The following is a 20,911-nucleotide window of genomic DNA, read 5'->3' as shown; positions in this document are numbered from 1 at the left end:
CTCCCTTGAACAATTCCCACTTTATTTCACTTCAGAAATCTTCTTCTGCTTCCAGGGAGCTAGAACGATGTCGACAAATAACGTTTCCCGTCGTTCCAATAAAAGACCGGTATTCTCTTGAACATGATATCGGCTTAACCCGATGTCGACATGATAGTTCGAAGAACCGCTGTCATACCTCTCGTATTTCGCTTGAAGTACGACTGCTTTTTCCGTTTCAGGCCACATCGTAGTCGCTCGATCCAGCTCATAAATACCCTCTCCCGAATCTCGTAAAATCAGGAAAACCCGCTCTCCCTCCTTCAACTCTTCTTCCACTTTCCAACGATCCTCAGGAATTGTCTCTACTTCGTATTCGAGTCGTATGTAATCACCGTAAAAAGGATCCCGGGGATCGATCGGCTCGGTTCGCAGGGTAATTTCTTTCCCCCATATGTCCATCGCATAGTAGGAAGCGGACATCGTTGCAAGGAAGAGCACCTGTAGAAGGACCAACGCGTAATACCACTTCCGCTTAGTCATGCTCTACCCCTCCTCTATAAATCGTCCGCCGCTTCTTCTCAAGGAAGAAGCTGAGAGCAAATAAAAGTAATCCTCCCAGGAAGAAGAACAAGGAGCGGTCGAGAAAATTCCATGCCAGTTGAAAATAAGCAACAAGTGTCGCAATCAGGAAAGCCGCCGTACCTTTATTCACCCATCTGGACACTTCCTGCCTGTAGCCTGAGATGAGCCAGAGCAGTGCATAGATGAACAGCAGTCCAAGGGACAGGAAATCACCAAACATAAAGCGGAAGACAGGAACGAAAAGCAGCAAATCAATCCAGTAATAGTTAGTGGAGCTGACAGCCGATCGCACCACTGCAAAGACGAACAGCACCGCCCATACCAAGAAAAAATAAAGGGAAGACTCCGTTAGTTCCCCAACGTACACGTTTCCAAGGAAGAAAGCCTGAAAAACAAGAATAATAAATACAGCCAGAATACTTACGGTCTTCAGTAGATGCTTCGCTCCTTTACGGATGAGAAAGTCATCCGCTACATACAGGAACAAGAACAGTGCAAGCAGCCAGTAGTATGGAATGCCTTCACTGAATACGAGGACGATCGACTGGATGACAAACCCGATACCGAATGCTGCCTGACTTCTCTCCCCCTGCTCCTGGTACACAGCCCATCCTATGCCGAAAAGGAAGAGGACCCCGATCCATAAATGATAGTCCTGATGGAAGAGACCGCTGTATAACTGCCCCACAGAGAGGATGACGAGCGTCGTATAGTAAAACGGCACCTCTTTGAATAAAACATATAAACTGAAAGCGGCAAGACCCCAAAGAAAGAACGGAAGAGCACTATAGGAGCTGTAATGATACATTTGCCCGATTAAGAACAAGCTGGCACCGAAAATCATGACAGCGACAATGATCAATGACGTTCCGATCTGCTTCGATCTTTTATGATAAACCTGCTCACCCGCCACATAAAAACCGAGCAGCGAAACGATTAAAATGGCCATCCTGCCGATATTCGTCAAGTAAGACCAATTGGAGGCCACGAATGTCAAGAAGCCGAGTCCGATGAAAATGGCTGCAAAAAGGACAAGTATCGGTTTACTCTGCTTTTTCGGATAAAGCCCCATTAGTTGTTCCCGTTGACTTTCTGTGATAATGGACTGCTCCACCCATTTCTTACTTTCTTTATTAAGCTGTTCCCGGTTCATCCCTAACGCCCCCTTCTCCTATGAAGTTGCGGAACCTTTCCGCTTCAACGGCTGTTTCTTTCCGTACGTCCCTGTTCTCCATACCCACTCCAAAGGTCCGTAACGAAACTTCTTCATCCACGCCCTGCTGAGAAAGATTTGGATGATGAAGAAAGCCACGACGATCAGAGCGCTCCCAAACGGCGGAACGGTCCCGTACAGACCGAAGCCTACGGAATAAAAAAGCACGAAACTGAGGAGCGATTGGAGGATATAGTTGGACAGGGACATCCTCCCCACCCAAGTCAGCGGCCTTGCTATTTTCGCACCAAACTCCGTCCGGAACAGTAGTGTAATAGATAAAATATAAAAAATGGCAGATGCCGAGCCGCCGATACTGTCCTGCGCAAGGTGGAACCATTCCGGGTTACCAAAGAAATGCGGTACCGCCTTGAACAAAAAGAAGATCACTCCCGTCGCCACCCATAAACGAATAATGGAAGCCATGTGGTCCAGAGGCTCATGCAGGAAGCGCTTTCTGCAGACATACATGCCGAAGAGAAACATCGGAATTAAACTGAGAGCGAGAAAAGGAATATTTCCCCATTGATTAGCATACGCCCAATCGCTCCAGTTCTGCCGCCATATGTCCGGAAAGGAACCAGACCCATAATTCATTTTTGCTTCCACGATCGCTTCTTGATTAACGATACCCTGGATTTGATCCCTTACGGTGTAGAGGCTGAATGTGAGCGGAATAACGAGGAAGGACAGCATTCCAAATGCCCAGTGGAGCAGCGTCCGGGCTTCCACACGGAAAAAGAAGAGAAGCGCCATGCCGAGTACCCCGTAAGAAAGAAGGATATCTCCGTGCCAAATAAGGAAGGCATGAATCATCCCAAAGCAGATCAAGACGACCAGACGGCGGAAAAGGACAGAACGATAGGCGAGCCTTCTCGACTCCAATCGGTCCTTCATCATCTGCATGCCAAAGCCGAACAGAAAGGAAAACAATGTGTAGAAGCTTGCTTGAAAGAAGATATCGATGAACGTCTGTACCGAATGGCTGAGCGTCGAAGACCAATAAACTGCTTCGCCTCCATACAGGAAGTATGGAGCATTGAATGCAGGTACATTGACCATGAAGATACCGAAAATGGCAAGACCTCTGGCCGCATCGACCCAATCCAGACGTTCGGTGTCATGTAAAGGTGAAGCGGTCGTTTTCATATGTATTCCCCCTATGAAGATTATTTTACTTTTATTACGTCATTTAGACAACGACGTTTCATAATATGTGGAAAGGAGTTTTTTCATATGCCAGCTAAAGTAGGTGCCGTCAAAGTCATATCCATTTCGTCATCCAGTATTTTCAACATCGGCGATGTGTACAACATGGCTCCTCAAGCCATGGCTAAAACATTTGCCGGCGGCGGTTCGTTCAACACCGGTGACGGGATCCGCATCGATTTGAACAGCGCCAATACGTATATCAACGACTCGGAAGTGATCGATCAGCCGATCTTTAACAACGCATAGGGGGGGATTCCATGAACCTTACCGTCCATCAATCGATCTATATCCATATATTAAGAATCGGCTCTGTCTCGAACTCCTCGGTCGTCCAGATAGGAAGCTCCGGCGTTATTCAGGCGAAGGCCGACCTTTATAACTCCGGGAAGTTCACCGGTCCCGCCCAGGAAGCCCAGCCGGTCGAGGGAGAAGTCGTCATTCCAGAAACAGCTGCAGGGTCGCTGGTTCCATTTTCCATAACATAGTACGTCCCTTTTTCTCATACATATGAGACAGGGGGTGAACGCATATGAATCCTTATCAATCATGGCAGGCGTGGGTCCAGCAGATGATGCAGCAGATGGAACAACAGCAGAAGGTGATCGAACAACTCCAGAAACAGGTGGAACAAATGAAAGACACGGATCCCCCACCGAAAACCGTCATTGAAAAAATCGAATACCACTTCGACCAATTGAAAATCGAGACGTTGGAAGGCACTCTCCAGATCGGCCTGACGCCAAACGGGTCCGACCTTTCTGATATCGGCGACCTTTACAGCAATCCACAACACCAGGCGCTTCAATCGGATGAGCAAGTACTTCATGCCCTGCAGAATTATATGGCTTCCGATGTTCCGCCATGGATGGACCAATATATATGCGATCACAACGTCCCTATCCGGGAAGACCATAAGGAACGAATGATCACAGATATAAAGAAACAGCTGCCTAGACGGCTGGAAAGCTATCGCAGCCACAATCCACAGCTTCCTGCAGAGACGATCTATCACCAGATCAAAACAGAAATTCAGGAGTCTATGGCTCAATATTTCCAAACACTTGAAGGGGATGATAAACCGTGAACCATGTTGTGCACAACTACGGCCTGCATGTCGGGAACATCCATGTGACAGGTGTCTCGGCATCTTCCGTCTTTCTGATCGGGGATAACAAAACGATCCGCCTCCAGTCTTTCTTCGATACACCACCAGAATCGCTGATTATCGGTCCATTCGAAGAGGTACTGGAAGACTCCAACGTAGAGATGGAACCGAATGGTTAAGAGAATGGTGTATGCAGACCATGTAGAATTGCAGTCCCTCGCCATCGGTTCTGTATTCGACATTGGGGACGTCTATCGATCTGCTCCCTTCTCCAAGGTGCTTGCCGTTCAAAAAGAGGGCGCCAGATTTGAATCCGATCCTTTTCGTTTTGAAGATTTTTTAATATTCTCCAGGTCCTCCACTCCCCCCCTCAGCCCTGTGGCCGTCGATTCCTACTTCTACCCCGCGGGGTCGATTCAAGTGGATAACGTCCGAATTACGGGTGCATCTACTTCCGCTGTCGTCCAGATTGGAGGGATCGACCACATAGATGCCGTCAACTATACAAAGCATTTCCGTATTCTGTTAGACGAACGTTAACAGCCCACCCTGCATATTGTAGATATATAACGCAGGAATCGCACCACGAAGGAGGCGATTGCGATGCCGGCTATCGTCGGTCCCATCAGCATCAACAGCGTCGGCGGAGGCGTAGTCAACTTTGGAGATTCGTTTTATCTGTCTCCGAAAAGCAGTTCCAAAACGAATTCCGGTTCCGGAGCACTGAATACCGGAAACTGGATCATTACGAACAACGGTCTGAGCTCTACGAACCCATTTGACCCGGACGTTAACGACCAGAATATTACAGCCAACGCGTAGAAGCGACCCACACGAGAGCGAGCAGCGCTCGCCCTTCTACCAGGAAAAGCCAGGGCGAAACGCCCTGGCTTTTCCTTTTCCGCATAGAGGTAATGTCGTCTACTTCCGCCTCCGTCGGTTGGATTTTCTTGTGGTGATTCTTTTCTCCGGATCCTGCTTCTGCACCCAGCGGATATATTTCTGCATATCCGGATGATCCTTCAGCCTCTCCAACGAATGATAGAAGCCTGCCAGTTCCTCATTAGTGAAATGGGCATGAATTTGACGGTGACAGGCACTGCACAGCATGACCGTCGGACCATCTGTGCCTCCATATTGTTTCGGGACCAGATGGTGTTCCGTTGTCTTCACCGGAGAGCGGCCGCACAAATCACAGGTCTCCTCCATCAGCATCGACCTCCACGACAAGCGATTTGTCAAAGAAGTAAAGACAAGCTTTGTGTACTTTCTGCTTCCATATTTTCTCCAAAGCGGTACGATATAATCCCAGCTGCGTCCGGTAACGATCGGCCATCTGTTTTTCGGCAGCGAGCGGATCGTCCGGTAGCTTGTCTGATTTATAGTCGAGGATCATCCAACCATCTTTGTAAGGGACAATCGCATCGATGACCCCCTGGATAAATACCTGTTCCTCTGCACCTGCGTCCCATTCTTTGTAAACCTCTCCTGCAGGTAAAGTCAAACTGAACGGCACCTCCCGTTCTACGCTTTCCGCCTGGAGAAGAAACGCACCGACATCCGTTTGAAAGAAATCAGCAATCGCGGCGAAGTCGACCGCTTCCGCCTCTTCCCTGCGAAGAATTTCTTTGTCGACCAATTTTTCTGTATATTCCTCCACCTGAAGCGGTGTCCATACCTTTGTCAGCGGGAGGTGCTGCATCACCGCGTGCATCGCTGTTCCGCGTTCTGCAGCCGTCAGCGTTTGTTCTTCCTGCATGAAGCGCGGGCGTTTTACAATCGGTGGACGATAGGGGACGAGCAGCTGGTCGCTCGAATATTCGTCCAACGTTTCCCGCTGCCGTTTGATTTCCGTTACCGTCTGCTTCGCCCTTGTATAAGCGGCTTTTTCATGAGGATAGACGAAATTCAACCGTTCAGTAAGGTTGTCGCCACTCTCTTCCATGGCAACCGGCTGCCACTCCTCCACCGCTTTCTTGAGTACTTCATCCCTCTGCTCCTTCACCTCATCAAGCTCGGAGAATTCACTTCCGTGTGCAATTTGTACACGCCACTGGGAATTATCATAGCGGATCTCATCCGCTGTCGATACGCCGACTTCCCCGCGCAGCTCATCTGCAGCATCGTGCCGGATAAGGGCCGGCCCTACCCAGTCCAAATAGGATTTCGCAGCCAAACGTTCATGCGGAGGAAGCGTCCAGCCTTTCACCTCCGTAAATTCCTGCCATTTCGTCTGTTTTTTCTCAAAAGAGGCGACGTTACCGACCATGACAAGCTTCTCTTTTGCCCTTGTCAGCGCAACGTACAGGACACGCATCTCCTCTGCGAGGAGCTCCCTGCGCTTCGCCTCCTTCAACGCATGATAAGCAAGCGTCGGATACATGATCCGCTTAGCCGGATCGATATAGCGGGATCCAAATCCGTAATCCTTGTGAAGCAGATAGCGGTTCTTAAGGTCCATCATGTTGAACTGCTTATCCATTGCTCCAAGAATGACGACAGGAAATTCCAGCCCTTTACTTTTGTGAATCGTCATGATGCGGACGACATCCTCCTGCTCCCCGAGTGCCTTGGCTGCACCCAGATCGTCGCCCCGCTCTTCCATCCGCTCAATAAACCGCAGAAATCGGAACAATCCACGGAAGGACGTCGTCTCATAACTTCTTGCCCGGTCATAAAGAGCACGGAGGTTCGCCTGACGCTGACGACCTCCCGGGATTCCTCCGACAAAATCATAGTATCCGGTTTCCCGGAAAACTGCCCAAATTAATTCGGACAAGGCTCCTTGACGCGCTTGTTCCCGGAAACGCTTCAGCTGGGTCATAAACGCATCAATTTTCCGACCGAGCTCATCTTTTTCCACATAGGCTTTCAAAGCTTCATAGTACGTACTGCGCTTCTTCGCAAGCCTGATCCGGGCAAGGTCGTCTTCATTCAGTCCGACAAGCGGCGACTTCAGGACGGAGGCGAGCGGAATATCCTGCATCGGGTTATCGATAACTTTCAAAAGGCTGAGCATCACTTTTATTTCAATGGCCTCAAAATAGCCTGTTGATAATTCTGCATAAATAGGGATTCCCTGCTGCTTCAACTCGTCAACAATGGTCGGTGCCCACGTCATCGAACGCATTAGAATGACAATATCCCTGTATTGGATCGGCCGCTTCGTTCCTGATTCCTTATCAACGACTTGAAGCGGTTCATCTCCGTCATAACCGAGCCATTTCCGAATCATCTTTCCATAGGCACGGGCTTCCAGTTGAGCCTTCTCCAAATCTTTGTACCCCTCATCCTCCACGCCATCTCCTTCCTGGGATTCGCGGTCAATCAGGAAAAGCTCAGCATCGGCATCGTCGGCTGTCAGTTCGTCATAAATGGCGTTACTGTAAATAAGTTCGGCATCCTTCTCATACTCCATTTCCCCGACTTCCTCATCCAATACCTGCCGGAAGATGTAGTTCGTCGCATCCAGCACCTCCTTCCTGCTTCGGAAGTTACGTGCAAGATCAATTCGCTCTCCTTCTGACTCTTCCGTTCCATACTTTTTGTATTTGTTGAGGAATAAGGCCGGTTCGGCATGCCGGAATCGGTAAATGCTCTGTTTGACATCTCCGACCATGAACAAGTGCCCCGCTTCGTCCCCCTCCGTAAGAAGGCGAAGCAGCGTTTCCTGAACGAGGTTCGTATCCTGATATTCATCAATCAGCACTTCCGTATACTGGCGCTGGAAGCTTTCGGCTACACTGGAAGCGACGAGACGATCCGGTGATGCCTCTTCATGAAGCAGAATGTTGAGACAGTAATGCTCCAAATCCGAAAAGTCCACGAGCGCCTGTTCCTTCTTCCTCTGTTCGTATCCTGCTTTAAAGTCTTTTACGATCACAGCAAGCTGTTCCATGACAGGATAGAGAGCCTGCATATCTTTCAAATAGCTGGCGAGCGTCCGGGAAAACCACTCATCCCGCAGGTCATTCCATCGTTTCTTATAGCGGTCCCGCACCTTTTTCGCCTTTTCCTTCTTGGCAGGGTCGCAGTCCATTTTTTTACGGGAGAGCGCCGCGAACTTTTGGCCGCTCATGAAGCGCTGCATCTCCTCCCACGAATGGGCAAGCGCCCCTTTGGCGTGCTGGATCAACTCCAAATCTGTATCTGCCGTTTCTCCATAGGCGGACGGCCCATCCGGCTCCCTCGTCAACTCCACCAGAAGAAGGGCTTCTTCCTCCATCGCTTTCAGCTGACTGACGACTTCCTGTTTCAACAGTTCAAGCCAAGGCAGATCCGCTTCGGATTCTACATTCTTTACATCGTACATGCGGACCATGTCATCAAGCCATTCCTCCGGCCAGGGGTTCTGGGTCGCGAATGTATAAAGATCCAGAATCAGTGTCTCCATGTCCAAGTCGCTTCGATCACTGGAGAAACGCTCGACGATATCGAAGAACTTGTCCTGTTCTTCTCCCTCTTTCCCATACCACTCTTCAAACAGCTGCTCAAGCACCTCCTGTTGAATCATATCCGCTTCTACTGTATCCGCAATTCGGAATCCGGGATCAAGATCCAGCATATAAGCATAGCGGCGGACGACGTCCATACAAAAGGAGTGAAGCGTCGAAATCGATGCATTCTGTAACAGCGCGAGTTGCTTTTTCAAATGATTGGACCCGGGGTTCGCCTCCAACGCCTTCGCAAGCGCCTGCCCGACCCTGTTACGCATTTCCTGCGCTGCCGCATTCGTGAATGTAACGACTAAGAGCGAGTCAATATCGACAGGACGCTCTGCATGCAGGAGCTTCTGGATAATCCTCTCAACGAGTACCGCCGTCTTTCCTGAACCTGCAGCCGCAGAGACGAGGATATCCGAACCGTGTGTGTAGATGGCACGTTCCTGTTCTTTTGTCCAGCTGACCATCACTCATCCCCCCCCTTTCTTCCTTAATCTCTCCAGTACATCATCATCCTTCATATCCTGAAGTTTACGGTACTGGTGTTCTTCCATCGACGGATCGAACTGACACACGGAGCGGTAGGAACAGAACTCACAGGCGACCTGTTGATTTTTCTGGAAAGGATCAAGGTCGACTCTGCCGTCGGTAATCTTCGTTCCTGCTTCCACCATTAATCCCCGAATATAGTTCTTCAACTGCTCGAATCGTTCGGCGTCCGCCGTCTGCGAACTCTTATAGAATCCGCCGTTCGCCTTCAACGCAGCAGGTACGATCTGGCTGTAGCCTTTCTCAAGTCCCGTATCCATCATCTGGACGACCCGTTCATTTTCAAGCAGAAGACCCTGCATCTTAAACTTCTTGAAAATCTCTTCTTCGATTTTCTCATCCTGCAGCAGCTGTTTGCCTGTGATCATCGGGTTATGAACGTGGAAATAAAGCACTCCGGCAGGCGTCGCCTGCATGCCGAGCCAGTTCTCCGCATTCGTCAATACAACGTCCAGATAAGCCAGCATCTGCAGAGACAACCCATAGAAAACATCGACGAGGTTCAGTCCTTTGCTGCTTGATTTATAGTCGATAATGCGTAAATAAAGGTCTTCTTCCGAGAGGGCTTTATCGACCCTGTCGATCCGTCCTCTCAGCATCAAGTCGAAACCGTTCGGAAGCTGGAAGTTAAGCGGCGGAAGCTTGGCATCTCCACCGGTACCAAACCCGAGTTCTAAACCGACCGGAGAGAAGTTGCTTTTTCTCGCCTGCTCGCTGAGCACAAATGCCGCGCGGGCGATGACCTGCTCCAGCTTCTTCTGAATATACTGATAGCGGTTCGAGCTGCGCAGAATCTGATTTTGCAGAATCGGAGCAAGCTGTTGGGTCGCCTGGGCAGCATACTGGTCTGTTTCCGTGCGGTTCAATTGGGCAAAGTCGCGCCCCTCCGACTGCACCCACTCTGTGATCTGTTTCAGCGCCTCATGAAACAATTGACCGATATCCGGCGCATCCAGTTTATAGGTGCGCCGTTCGTCCAACTGAAGACTATGCTGGGCGAAGTATTGGTAGGAACAACGGTGATAGGTCTCCAGACGGGACACACTCGTCTTCACCGTCTTCTCGAATAACTGCTTCGTCGTCTCCTTGGCCAAATCGACCGGTTTATTTTTATAGAACAAGCTCTGCAGCACTCTGTTTGTCAGACCATGTGCCGGTTCGTTTTCCATATACCAATGGAGCACATCCCACCAGACAGGCTGCATGACATATCCCTTTAAATAGCGGGAGAACTGCGAGGTGAGCGCAGACCGGGTCTTGGCCGGATTTGTGATGAAGCGGGTCGCATCATACAAATCATCCGGGTCCTGAAGAAGGACATGCTCCCGGCAGGATGGAAACAGTTCTTCCATACGTTGTATGAGCGTGGCGGGAACTTTCGACTTCCCTTCTTCATTGCTTAACGGATAGCTGATCCACAGCTTGTCTCGTGCCATCGTCAATGCCAAATACACATAAAAACGATCATCAAGGAGCTGGCGATTGCTGCCGTCTGCGAGCTTCAGTCCGAATCCAGCCAGCAAGGAGCGTTCCTCTTCAGATATCATCCCATCGCTCGGCGGCTTCATCGGCCACATACCATCGGTCACACCAAGCAGGAAAGCGGCTTTGATACCTGTCATCCTTGACCGGTCCACACTACCTACGATGACATGATCCATACTCGGCGGGACATGAGCGAAGTTCAACGACTCCAGTCCGCTTTCCATTGTACTGCGGAAGACCTGAAGAGACATTTTCTCCTCTCCTGCCATTTCCACCATTTCATCGAGCAATTGCAAAAAAGCATCCCACACCTGTCCCTGCTCGCGGCCTCTCTCCAGTTCCCCGGATTCATCATAGAAATCGCGCCATTTCTCAAGACGTGCCGGCACTCCGGTCCTTTCCAGCCATAAATAAATCGCCCGGGCGCGCTCTTCGATTGTCTCCGCCGCCCGCAGACTCTCATCGAATTCCTGAAGACCGGAACGGACTTGTTCACGGTAGGCGTTGATGCGCGCCTGCTTCTCCTTTTCTTCATCCGTCTGAGACGTTTGCTCAAAACCACGGAACCGCTGGTACACCCATGGGTTATCGGAAAACCACTGCGTCCTGGAACGGATCCCGTATTCCAGCACATAGTTCTCCAGCTCATCAATGGCATCTTCCGAAAGCGGATATTTCCGGTCCGTCGCCGGGATGAAACCTGTTTTAAGAAGCCGGAAGACCGCATCATAGCGGAAATTCCCTTCTACGACATCGAGGCCCGAGCGAATGAATTCCATCATCGGGTGATTGAGCATCGTTCGTTTCTCGTCGATGAAGACCGGGATTTCATAGTCATCAAACAGCGTTTCAATAACGCTGTGATATACCTCCGGCTCCCGCATGAGGATGGCGATATCTTTGTAGCGGTAACCTTGGTCGCGAACGAGGTGAAGGATCTCCTGGGCCACACCCTCCACCTCCGCACGGGGATGGACCGCTTCTGCAAGCTTGATCGACACTTCTCCCTCGAAGGCGTGTGCCGGACGCTTATCGTAAAACTCTTCTAAATGAAGAAAGGCCGGCTGTTCCTTCATCCTTCCGACTTTATGATCTAGGATTTCCACACCTTCCACCTTTGCCCCCGTTTCTTCTGCGAGAGCTTTCAAATCTAAGTACGTCTGCTTCGTTTCGTGGAAAAGATCGAGCTCAGGATTCTGCTCGTCCTCCGGAAGCTCTGTCGTGAGGGTGACGTGGACGGTCTTCACTTTATCTAAGAGAGCAGCAATTACTCCGTACTCCTGAGGCGTGAAGCTGTGGAACCCATCGATGTACACATCCGCCTCATCCAAGAACGAAGCGCCCGGAACTTTGGAGGCAAGCAGCTCCAACTGATCTTCACTGTCTATGTACGTATCACGGAGTGCATCAACAAGACGATCATAAATATATGTCAGGTCCTCCAGTTTGTCGCGAAGGCCCTGCTCCTGGCTCGTACGATGGACAAATTGGTCCAGAGCTTCCATTTGATTCTGCAAGTCTCCGGGCATGATCCGGTAGCGTTTGAATTCCGTGATCATCGTTTCGAGCTGTTCAATGAACCCCTGTTTTTCCACCGCTTTCTGAAACACCCGCCAATCCGATGTCCGCTCTTCGACGATTTTCCGCAGCATCATCTGGACCCCGGTCGAGGTGATGAATTTCTTCGTGCCGCCGCCTGTTTCCTGAAGAACGCGCCAAGCCAGACGGGAGAAGCTGAACACTTGGGCACGTATCGATCCTTCCACTCCCTCCCGTTTTAACAGTCCGTATTCCTGCTGGAACGTCATCTGCTCCGGGACGATGTACACGATCGCCCGTCCGGTCGGGTCTTTTTTTAATTTCTCTTCGATTTCCGCAAGACAGCGGCTGCTCTTCCCTGCTCCTGAACGTCCGAGCAAAAAACGTATTCCCATCCGATTTCTCCCCTTTTTGTTTTTTATATGTTATGTCTCATTTTATCATTTCCCCGGCATGTATGAGGCCTGGAGCGCTCATCCACGACACAAAAAAAGGAACCGCCGATAAAGGCAGTCCCTTGAAGCCTGTCAAAATTGCACTCCCAGCTGATTGAAAGGCCAGTAACGGACATCGACCTTTCCGACCACCTGCCTTACTGGAACAAAACCGAAGTAACGGCTGTCCAAGCTGTCGCGCCGATTGTCTCCCATCACAAATATGTGACCATCCGGCACCTTCTTTTCCCCCGTCACTTCTTCAAGCGTGAAGTCCTCCGTAAACGGCATTCCGTCATGTGGACGCAGTGGATCGAGATACCCTTCATCCATTCTCTTTCCGTTAATGTACAGTTGATCATCCCTGACAGCAACCTCATCTCCGGCAACACCAATCACACGCTTCACATAATCTTCTTCGGCATTCGCGTGAAATACAATGACCTGCTGTCTGCCTACATCACTCCAGTCGTAGACTACTTTATTCACCATCAACAGATTGCCGTCATAGAGCGTCGGTTCCATTGATTCCCCGTCTACGATGTAGCTTGCGAACAAATAGTTTCGGAAGACGAAGGCCAGTACCAGTGCGAGAAGTACGATCCGGATAGCTCTGCGGTATTTTCTCATCCTCTGATCCTCCAGGTAGTTATACTACAAACATTCTACCCTTACGAGAATGAAAATAACCTCAGCGGTATGTTTTTTCGTCCATCTTCTTCTGGATTCTCTTCTCGAGGTATTTCCCCAGGATCCAGAAGAGAAGGATACATACACCTACGACAATCGATTTCATAGGATTCTGCGCAAACGAGGCAATGCTTGCACCAATATAGGATATGGTAAAGATCATCACGGATTTCCCCAGCAGAACAGCGAGTATGAATTGCTGCTTACTGACGTTTGACAGTCCCGACACAATATTGATGATCGAGGATGGTGAGAATGGAAAACACATGAGAAGAAACAACGGACCGAACCCGTGCTCCTCTACCCATCGAACGACCTTCCTGACCTGTTTCTGGTTCGTGATCTTTTGAAAAACACGCTTGTCCCCTAGCCGTCTGAAAATGAGGAAGACCCCTATAGATCCAAGAACAGCACCAAGCCAAGAGTACAGGAATCCCTTGAACAACCCGTACACCACCGAATTAGCCAATACAAATGCAACCAGCGGAAGAAAAGGCAAAAATGCCTCCAGCAGTGGAAATAAGATCCCCGGCACCGGACCGAACTTCTCCAACCCTTCCAGCTGCCTGATGATATAATCGAATAATTGATCGTTCTCAGCAAGGTTGCGCCACTGATCGATCTTTCCCGTCACACTATTCATGTTGCAGCTCCTTATGTACCTGCCTTCGATGCAGTCTTTATTTTCTATTTTAACCAAAAAGACCGCTCTCCGCCAGAACTCAACGTATTCCCCGCCCTTGTAATTCCATTTTATCCCTCTCCCAAAAACCCGCTTGCATAATTACAGGTCCAGCGTGGTATAATACAAACAAGAACAAACGTTCGCTTTTCGGAGGGGAATGGAATGAGGTATTTGAAACAACAAGAACTGGATCTCGCATCCCGCTACTTATTTCTATCTATGGCGATCACCGTGATCCGGCAGGACAGAAAACATGTGGAGCAGGGGAAATTCAAAATCAAAGAGCCTTACATGGAGATGCTTGGAAAGATGGAGGTGGAAGCACGGAAAGAGCGGAAGGAATTGAGAAAGCAGATGGACCAGCGGAATTTGCAGGTCGTGGAATCCGGACGTAATGATTCCTTCACTTCCTTCCTGTTCCTTGCCCACGGGTATGAAGAGAAACGAAACTACTTCAACCCGGCTATAAGGAAAAAGGTCGAGAATATCCTATTTGAACTTATGAGAAGGTCTCAGCAATCCGGTCAGCCTGGCGGAACCGGTCCTGCAGGATAACCTGCAGATGGGCGGCGCGCTGAATCTGATTGGCAAACATCCCATAAGATACAGGCAGATTCACGGATTCTCCATTTGTAAAATGGACCGTAATCGTATGGTCGGGTTCAGAAACGTAGGTGAGGACATATTTGTGGGCAATCCAGGTGCAATCCTTGCGTTTTGGGGAAATAATAGGGAAGAAGTAAATGCTCATGGCTTCGGAAACCACAATCGGGGGTTTATGCGTGTAATTGGTCACCTGCTTTGTCCCGGCCAGACGTCCTTCCAGGCTGCTTGCAAAATATCGACAGGAATCATCAACGATATCGCTCGGGCACTTGGTCATATCAAACCTGTCTCCAAGCTCGAGCACTTCCGTGTAGACTTGTCCATCCTCGTTTTCTTTTGCAAGCAGCGCCATCGTGTGGGAATTGATTTCATAATCTTCCATTCGAATATACGTCATCCAATTCAATCCTTTCCATTCAAGTTGCGGTCGTCCATCCACATAGGTCGAACTGACCGCTTATCTTCTTCAATTTACCAAAAATAGTCCGAAAAGTCTAAACTTTCTCGAAAAATGTTTTTTTCACTCTGTTATACTACAACTATTGATCTTTCCATTTGCTTTTCCTTCTTCTTCTGAAGAACGGGCCTCCTGACCGAAGCCGGGGTTAAGTAAGGTGAAGAATTCAAGCTCCGGCTGAAGCTTTTGTTTTTCTTTCTGTCTGTCATTTTCCAACATGATCATCCCCTCTATTTCGCTAACTGCGCCATCCATCGCCGCCTTTTCCAAATCGATCCGCTCCAAAACCAAATCCAAGGAGGATTTATTATGTGGAACCGCAAAAAGAAACAGACCGGCGGAAAAGAGCCGGAACAAAAAGACCTATCCATTCATGATATCAGGAAAGCCGTCCATTCCTATGCCGACGCGAAACCGAAAGAAGTGCCGCTCAGCGTGCTCATCCAGGATGATTTAACACTGGATTATGAGCTGCTCTTCCCTTACCTGCACGCTGTCCCTAAAGACACGTTTTACATGTCACGCGAAACATATCAACTGTTCGAGGAGCAGGATAAGGACCTGGCTCATGACATTGACATGGTCCAGCATGCCCTGGATCTCTATATGAAGCAGACACAGGAGCTTCCCATCATCGATGGAGATCCATATAAACGGATAAGTTATTATAAGCTGGAGAGACTCGGCCTGTTACCGTATCGTCCGGAAAGGGATTTCTATCTGACAAAAGAGGAATATATGATCACCTATCAAAAACCGGGGGGATGAATGATCTGGATAAAAAAAAAGACCAATGCTCACGTGAGCATTGGCAAAAAGAGACGACTGGTTAACTTTTGAGTGAGGGAATAAATTGTTTGAAAAAGTTCTTTTGAGAGGAAAGCACTTTTTCAACGCTGCACTCATCAGTAAGCAAGTTACTGACCTATTTATGACAACCAATCATAAATAGTTGAGATAAATAAGCATCAGCGCTTATCTGATTCTATTGTAATATATTCTTTCTCCTATATCACCGAAAAAAAGTTGCGGTATTCCGCAAACCCATTGCGAATTTTCAAATAAATTACAACCGAATACCCACTTACCTATCCGCCCTCAGGCACCGATGACCTGGTCCTGTTCGCGTTTCAATTCCGCTTCCTGCTGTTCGTATTGCTGATGGAGAGATTCTAGTTCTGCAACAGCTGCATACGTCCTGCTTCGTAAATCTTCTACTTCTTTCTGGGATGCTTGAATTTTATTTTGGACGAACCAATCAACGACCAGACTGTCAAAGAAGTAGTCAGCTGCAGCCCATCCGCTGGAAACTTCCAATTTCACTTCATAATGGTCGTGTAGATCGTCAAGCTCATTTGCGAATGTCCGCAAATATTGTTGCGCTGTTCGGATGTAGCGATCCGCATCATCCAGTTCGGAATGTTTGACGGCGGTTGTCCAAAAACCGCCGCCAACCATATCGAGTACGCCCCAGTTCTCTGCTGATGACAGAGAAGCTGCTGCTTCGTCCAACGCCGAACCCGCCTGCTTTCCTGCCGTTACAGCTTCCTCTATTTCCACAAGTTCTGCTTGAAGGAAAGAACGCTGGTTTCCAAGCTCTATTATTTTTCTTCCTTTTTGACTGCCTTTTTTAATCAAATCTGCTTTTTTCTCCTTATAACAGCGATCGTACTCCCTCTCAGGATTTCCAAGTGCAGAGATGGAGGCTTCCATCCCGGAAATCTCCCGCTGAATCTCTTTAACCGCCTGTTTTACCTCCCTCCACTTAAGACGCGCTTCGACAACCTCACGCTTTTCTTTCTCCATCCGTTCCAGCTTTCTTCCACTCACGGTAACGAAGAGGTTCATTAGACTCATCTTCTCGAGTTTCTCTACGTCTTCCTCCTCTTCTTGCAGCTTATGCCGGAGTGCCTCCTCCTTAAGCCGAAGCACCTCCGCTTCTGCGATTCGTTTCTCCCTTTTACGCTCCAGCTGATCTTTTTCGTACATCTTCTTCTTTGCATCCATCAGCAAATCATGTAATTCTGCCATTCCAGTCACCTTCCTTTTTATCTCTTCTACCTTTTACGAGGGATGAAAGCTTTTGGTTCCCATTTTATGTCATACAAAATAATCACGGAAGGCCAATTCCTCCAGAAGGTGGAGGGGAAGCGGGCAGACTCCAGCAGGATCAGCGCAACAGGTGAGCCCCTGGAAGCGCGACGCGATGGAGACTCATCGGCCGCCCACGTGGAAAGTGTCCTTTTTCCGGATCCCGCTGCTCCTCTCCATAAAAACAGCCAACCAAAAAGACGCTTTCTTAGAAAACGTCCTTTTGTTGAAGAACTGTATTTAGATGAAAGCCGTCCACACCGGTCAGGAATTGGTGAGTTGTTCGCGAAGATTCCTGCGAAGGATTTTACCTGTCGTATTCTTCGGCAGCTCTTTCATGAACTCGATTCTCGAAGGACGTTTGTATTTGGCCAGTTTTTCCTTGCAGTAGTTTTTCAGCAGATCCTCCGTAAGCAGTGGGTTCTTTGAAACGACAAAACTGATCACCGTCTCTCCCTGCTCCGGATCGGGTGCACCGACAACTGCTGCTTCTGTTATATCTTCATGGTGGTAAAGAACTTCTTCCACTTCCCTCGGGTACACATTGTACCCGCCGACAATGATCATATCCTTTTTCCGATCGACGATATAAATATAACCATCCTCGTCCATCCGGGCCATGTCTCCCGTATAAAGCCAGCCATCGCGGATTGTGACAGCCGTCTCTTCCGGAAGCTTATAATACCCTTTCATGACGTTGGGACCTTGGACAACGAGTTCTCCAACCTCTCCCGTGTCGACCTCTTCCCCGAGCTCATCCACGATTTTATTAACAACATTCTTTATATTCATACCGATCGAACCGGGCTTCCTTGGACGGTCCAGCGGATTGAATGCGGTTACAGGAGACGCTTCGGAGAGCCCGTACCCCTCAGAAATACGCACCTCAAACCGCTCTTCAAAAGATTGAAGCAGAGAAACAGGCATAGAAGACCCCCCGGAGATACACAGACGCATATGGCGGAATGTCGGCTCCTGCCCTGCACCGGTTTGGAGCAGATAATTGTACATCGTCGGAACTCCGGCGAATACGGTAGCCTGATGCTCCTCTGCGACGGAAAAAACTTCCTGTGGAGAGAATTTAGGAACGACGAGCACCGTTCCACCATTCATCAAAGGGGCATTCAAGCTGACCGTCAAACAGAACACGTGGAACATGGGAAGTGTCGCTATGACACGGTCCTCCGCGTTGATCGCTAAGTAATCTGCCACGTCTGTGGCGTTGGAATACAGGTTCCGATGGGTGAGCATCGCTCCCTTCGGTTTTCCGGTCGTACCGGATGTGTAAAGAATGACGCCCACATCCTCTTCGTTTAAAGGCGGTCCTTCAAACAAAGGGTCTCCTCCTGCGACTACACTTGTAAACGATTTCATTTTTTCCGAAAGCGAAGAAGCGGAATGATCGATCCCGGACCCTGTGTCCGCAGCGAAGTAATGAAGGATATCCAGGGACTCATCCATATACTCAAACTGCTCAAGGAGGATGTCCATCGTAATGACAGCCTTCACATCGCCATTCTTTAAAATATAGCTCATTTCATCCACGGTATAAGTCGGATTGATCGGGATGACCGTCGCTCCTGCACGAAGGGAACCGTAAAGACCGATCATAAACAGAGGACTATTCCCACTCACAAGCGCGATATGATCCCCGCTTCCATATCCAAGCTGCGACAACGCACCAGCAAATTTCGTAACCGACGAATCAAACTCCTGGTAACTGACCCGTTTGCCCTGAAATATGTAAGCATCGCTCTCGGGCTGTCTGCCGGCGGTAAGCGACAGCTGTTCGCTTAAGTTCATGCATGCTCCTCCTCAATGAATGAATAATCATTCAATTTATTAATTTTCTATATAATTATAAAATACTGACAATTATTTAGCAACTTTTGCAAAATAATAGAAAAACACCGGTGCGTCCTATCCGCACCGGCGTCCTCCTTAATAAATCATTTCCAGAAAATCTTCTTTCGTTATCTTCCCAAGGTAGTACGACACATCCATGTCATCTAAAGCCGCAGAAAGCGATTGACGGTCATATTTCGTACCGATCAGCGCATCTTCCACTTCTGAGATGTCACCAACGCCGAAGAAGTCTCCAAAGATCTTCGCATTCTGTATATACCCCTTCGTCACGTCCAGACGAATGTCATAACTGCCGGCACCTTCGATACGCTTCGTATGCTGAATGTTGAATTTCGGTGATTTTCCGTAATTCCAATCCCAGTTCTTATAGCGCTCCTCCGCAATTTTGTGGATATTCGCCCAGTCGTCTTCTGTCAGCTTGTACTGTGGTACATCGGCTGCGTCTTCGACATCAAAAATATAGCGGAGAATTAATTCTTTGAATTCCTGCATGGAGATCTTTTCGTCCATGAATTCAGAGATGTTGGCCACGCGGCTGCGAATGGATTTAATACCCTTCGATTTTATCTTCTCTGTCTTGACATTCAGGGCAGAGACGACATTCTCGATTTCTGAATCCAGCATCAGCGTGCCGTGACTAAACATTCTTCCCCTGGTGGAAAACTGAGCGTTTCCTGAAATTTTGCGACCGTCCTCAGCGACAATATCGTTACGCCCGGACAACTCAGCGTTGACACCGAGTTTCTTAAGCGCCTGCGTTACCGGTTCTGTAAACTTCGCGAAATCATGGAAACTGTCTCCGTCGTCTTTCGTAATGAAACTGAAATTCAAGTTTCCAAGGTCATGATAAACGGCTCCGCCGCCGGAAAGCCGGCGTACCACATGGATGCCGTTCTCCTCGACGTAGTTCGTGTTGATCTCTTCCACCGTGTTCTGGTTCTTTCCGATGATAATCGACGGTTCATTGATATAGAACAGCAGATACGTTTCGTTAATATCCAGGTTTTTCAAAGCGTACTCTTCAATAGCCAGGTTGATTCTTGGATCGTTAATTCCTTCATGATCGATAAAAAGCATACCGTTCATCCTTTCAGTCCGTTATTCCCTCTCTTATTGTAAGCGTTCCGACAAAGTTAGACAATGATTTTACCCATCCCAGGACCATCCTTCCTCTGCTAGGTGGATCGTTCCCGAAAAAACATCCTCCGCCTCCTGCTTCAGTTTTGTCCAGGAGCCGAAGTGCGGGAGATGGCTGAGCAGGAGTGTATCGACATCGGCGTCTCTTGCAATCGTCGCTGCTTCCGTACTCGTCATATGGCCTGGACCTTTCCCGTCCATTCCTTTATAGAAATTCGTATCGGTAATAAGCAGATCTGCATCCTTAGCAAATCGTGCCCAGGTTTCTTTATAACTCGTATCCGCTGTATAGACGACCGTCTGCTCTCCATCGGTTATCCTCATGCCGTAACACGGAACGGGATGTGCTGTTGGGTGAAAGTCTATACGGAAAGGACCGACATGCAGCGGCTGCTCCGGCTCATAGGCGATTCCTTCTGTGTATTGATGGGTCAGGGCGGAAAACTTCTCTTCGTCTTCCAGATGTCCATAAATCGGCAGGATCTCCTCCGTCTGTTTCAGGTTATTGTGAACAAGCCACGCATACTGCAACGGACCTACATCCGCCATATGATCCTGATGATAATGGGACAGGACAACCGCATCTATGTCTTCCAGTTTCCGAAACTGCTGGAGCCTGGACAATACACCGCTTCCGCAATCCACCAGCATGGAGAAGCCGTCTTTCTCAAATAAATAGCCGGACGTCGCACTTCCAGGACCGGGAAAGGCACCCCAATAGCCTATTACTGTCAATTTCAATTCACTCACTCCCTGTATCTTTTTTCCTATTTATCAATTGTTTTATAACAGTTGGTTGATTTCTGAATATTGTTATAATACAATGATTTTACATT

At 48.8% G+C, this 20,911-nt stretch carries 22 protein-coding genes; 8 read left to right on the top strand and 14 right to left on the bottom strand.

Annotation, left to right across the window (positions count from 1 at the left end):
- Positions 1-21 precede the first annotated feature (21 nt).
- Genes M662_RS05705 through M662_RS05695 form a run of 3 tightly spaced genes read right to left on the bottom strand, consistent with a single transcriptional unit; the run spans position 22 to position 2,926 of the window.
- Positions 22-522, bottom strand: a complete 501-nt coding sequence (locus M662_RS05705; RefSeq protein ID WP_026578350.1) for a GDYXXLXY domain-containing protein — start codon at positions 520-522, stop codon at positions 22-24.
- Entirely contained in the window at positions 515-1,717 is a 1,203-nt protein-coding gene (locus M662_RS05700; protein ID WP_008638807.1) for a DUF2157 domain-containing protein, read from the bottom strand. The genes M662_RS05705 and M662_RS05700 overlap by 8 nt, the downstream gene beginning before the upstream one ends.
- Before the next feature lie 18 nt (positions 1,718-1,735).
- Positions 1,736-2,926 carry a DUF418 domain-containing protein gene (locus M662_RS05695; protein ID WP_026578349.1) on the bottom strand — a complete coding sequence of 397 codons (1,191 nt, stop codon included), beginning with the start codon at positions 2,924-2,926 and terminating at the stop codon, positions 1,736-1,738.
- Positions 2,927-3,013: 87 nt separating this feature from the next.
- On the opposite strand from M662_RS05695, the gene M662_RS05690 reads away from it, so the two are divergent.
- The 6 genes from M662_RS05690 to M662_RS05665 all read left to right on the top strand — a co-directional run bounded on the left by M662_RS05690 (position 3,014) and on the right by M662_RS05665 (position 4,916).
- Entirely contained in the window at positions 3,014-3,235 is a 222-nt protein-coding gene (locus M662_RS05690; RefSeq protein ID WP_008638811.1) for a spore germination protein, read from the top strand.
- A gap of 11 nt (positions 3,236-3,246) precedes the next feature.
- A complete protein-coding gene (locus M662_RS05685) occupies positions 3,247-3,474 on the top strand; it encodes a spore germination protein GerPB (RefSeq protein ID WP_008638813.1) in 228 nt (75 codons plus the stop codon).
- A gap of 44 nt (positions 3,475-3,518) precedes the next feature.
- On the top strand, positions 3,519-4,073 hold the full coding sequence (gene gerPC, locus M662_RS05680) for a spore germination protein GerPC (protein WP_008638814.1): 555 nt from the start codon (positions 3,519-3,521) through the stop codon (positions 4,071-4,073).
- The gene (locus M662_RS05675) at positions 4,070-4,273 is read left to right on the top strand and encodes a hypothetical protein (protein WP_008638815.1); all 204 of its coding nucleotides are present in this window, start codon (positions 4,070-4,072) and stop codon (positions 4,271-4,273) included. Before gerPC ends, M662_RS05675 begins: the two co-directional genes overlap by 4 nt.
- A complete protein-coding gene (locus M662_RS05670; RefSeq protein ID WP_008638816.1) occupies positions 4,266-4,634 on the top strand; it encodes a spore germination protein GerPE in 369 nt (122 codons plus the stop codon). Before M662_RS05675 ends, M662_RS05670 begins: the two co-directional genes overlap by 8 nt.
- A gap of 63 nt (positions 4,635-4,697) precedes the next feature.
- On the top strand, positions 4,698-4,916 hold the full coding sequence (locus M662_RS05665) for a spore germination protein (RefSeq protein ID WP_008638817.1): 219 nt from the start codon (positions 4,698-4,700) through the stop codon (positions 4,914-4,916).
- 99 nt (positions 4,917-5,015) lie between these two features.
- Here the strand turns inward: M662_RS05665 and M662_RS05660 are convergent, their stop codons facing one another.
- The 5 genes from M662_RS05660 to M662_RS05640 form a co-directional block, all read right to left on the bottom strand.
- Complete coding sequence (locus M662_RS05660; RefSeq protein WP_008638821.1) at positions 5,016-5,303, bottom strand: HNH endonuclease; 288 nt, start codon at positions 5,301-5,303, stop codon at positions 5,016-5,018.
- The gene (gene addA, locus M662_RS05655; RefSeq protein WP_026578348.1) at positions 5,287-9,003 is read right to left on the bottom strand and encodes a helicase-exonuclease AddAB subunit AddA; all 3,717 of its coding nucleotides are present in this window, start codon (positions 9,001-9,003) and stop codon (positions 5,287-5,289) included. Before addA ends, M662_RS05660 begins: the two co-directional genes overlap by 17 nt.
- 3 nt (positions 9,004-9,006) lie before the next feature.
- On the bottom strand, positions 9,007-12,504 hold the full coding sequence (addB, locus tag M662_RS05650) for a helicase-exonuclease AddAB subunit AddB (RefSeq protein ID WP_026578347.1): 3,498 nt from the start codon (positions 12,502-12,504) through the stop codon (positions 9,007-9,009).
- A 132-nt stretch (positions 12,505-12,636) separates the two neighbouring features.
- The gene (lepB, locus tag M662_RS05645) at positions 12,637-13,173 is read right to left on the bottom strand and encodes a signal peptidase I (RefSeq protein WP_008638835.1); all 537 of its coding nucleotides are present in this window, start codon (positions 13,171-13,173) and stop codon (positions 12,637-12,639) included.
- Between the two features lie 61 nt (positions 13,174-13,234).
- Complete coding sequence (locus M662_RS05640) at positions 13,235-13,876, bottom strand: TVP38/TMEM64 family protein (protein WP_008638837.1); 642 nt, start codon at positions 13,874-13,876, stop codon at positions 13,235-13,237.
- 204 nt (positions 13,877-14,080) lie between these two features.
- Here M662_RS05640 and M662_RS05635 point away from each other — a divergent pair, with 204 nt between their 5' ends.
- Positions 14,081-14,473, top strand: a complete 393-nt coding sequence (locus M662_RS05635; protein WP_008638839.1) for a YhjD family protein — start codon at positions 14,081-14,083, stop codon at positions 14,471-14,473.
- Here the strand turns inward: M662_RS05635 and M662_RS05630 are convergent.
- A complete protein-coding gene (locus M662_RS05630; protein WP_152413409.1) occupies positions 14,418-14,921 on the bottom strand; it encodes a competence protein ComK in 504 nt (167 codons plus the stop codon). The genes M662_RS05635 and M662_RS05630 overlap by 56 nt on opposite strands.
- 123 nt (positions 14,922-15,044) lie before the next feature.
- On the bottom strand, positions 15,045-15,266 hold the full coding sequence (locus tag M662_RS05625; RefSeq protein WP_152522230.1) for a hypothetical protein: 222 nt from the start codon (positions 15,264-15,266) through the stop codon (positions 15,045-15,047).
- Positions 15,267-15,290: 24 nt separating this feature from the next.
- Between M662_RS05625 and M662_RS05620 the strand changes: the two genes are divergently transcribed.
- Positions 15,291-15,749 (top strand): DUF3939 domain-containing protein, encoded by a 459-nt coding sequence (locus M662_RS05620; RefSeq protein ID WP_026578345.1) that lies wholly within the window; start codon positions 15,291-15,293, stop codon positions 15,747-15,749.
- A 330-nt stretch (positions 15,750-16,079) separates the two neighbouring features.
- Here M662_RS05620 and M662_RS05615 read toward each other — a convergent pair whose 3' ends face one another.
- From M662_RS05615 to M662_RS05600, 4 genes are all read right to left on the bottom strand, one after another.
- Positions 16,080-17,012, bottom strand: a complete 933-nt coding sequence (locus M662_RS05615; protein ID WP_051348947.1) for a hypothetical protein — start codon at positions 17,010-17,012, stop codon at positions 16,080-16,082.
- Between the two features lie 324 nt (positions 17,013-17,336).
- Positions 17,337-18,875 (bottom strand): fatty acid--CoA ligase family protein, encoded by a 1,539-nt coding sequence (locus tag M662_RS05610; RefSeq protein ID WP_026578344.1) that lies wholly within the window; start codon positions 18,873-18,875, stop codon positions 17,337-17,339.
- 138 nt (positions 18,876-19,013) lie between these two features.
- Positions 19,014-20,015 (bottom strand): lipoate--protein ligase, encoded by a 1,002-nt coding sequence (locus M662_RS05605; protein ID WP_008638860.1) that lies wholly within the window; start codon positions 20,013-20,015, stop codon positions 19,014-19,016.
- A 69-nt stretch (positions 20,016-20,084) separates the two neighbouring features.
- Complete coding sequence (locus M662_RS05600) at positions 20,085-20,816, bottom strand: MBL fold metallo-hydrolase (RefSeq protein WP_026578343.1); 732 nt, start codon at positions 20,814-20,816, stop codon at positions 20,085-20,087.
- Positions 20,817-20,911: the final 95 nt, after the last annotated feature.

Source organism: Bacillus sp. SB49, from assembly GCF_000469135.2.
Lineage (GTDB): Bacteria > Bacillota > Bacilli > Bacillales > Halobacillaceae > Halobacillus.
This window is presented reverse-complemented; position numbering and strand designations above follow the sequence as displayed.